Raw genomic sequence first — 277 nt, 5'->3', positions numbered from 1 at the left:
CTCACCTGGAAGATGTTTTTTTCTTTATGAATAGAAAAACTCTTGATGTGATTTAAGTTACATGAAAAGCTATATATTCAAAATTGGAGGGGTAATACCGTTAAGGAGATCCCAAGAACTTAATCCAAAAGAATATTCGAAATGCGGATAATCAACTATGGTAGTAAAGCGTCCACCCCAAGTTAAACCAAGTTTCTCTCCTATATACCCCATTTGCTTGAATTTCTTGATGTCACCCCAGGGTATAGAGTTATTTTCGTAAGGTGCAGCATCAAAG

Annotated in this window: 1 protein-coding gene; it reads right to left on the bottom strand. The window is 36.1% G+C overall.

Annotation, left to right across the window (positions count from 1 at the left end; all coding sequences use genetic code 11):
• Nucleotides 1–69: 69 nt before the first annotated feature.
• Nucleotides 70–277: M15 family metallopeptidase (locus SB717_RS35430; protein ID WP_410907606.1), on the bottom strand; the 208-nt coding region annotated here is incomplete at its 5' end.

The sequence above is a fragment of the Priestia sp. SIMBA_032 genome (genome assembly GCF_046535215.1).
GTDB lineage: Bacteria > Bacillota > Bacilli > Bacillales > Bacillaceae_H > Priestia > Priestia aryabhattai.
The sequence above is the reverse complement of the archived record's forward strand: the minus strand, read 5'-3'. Positions and strand labels throughout refer to the sequence as shown.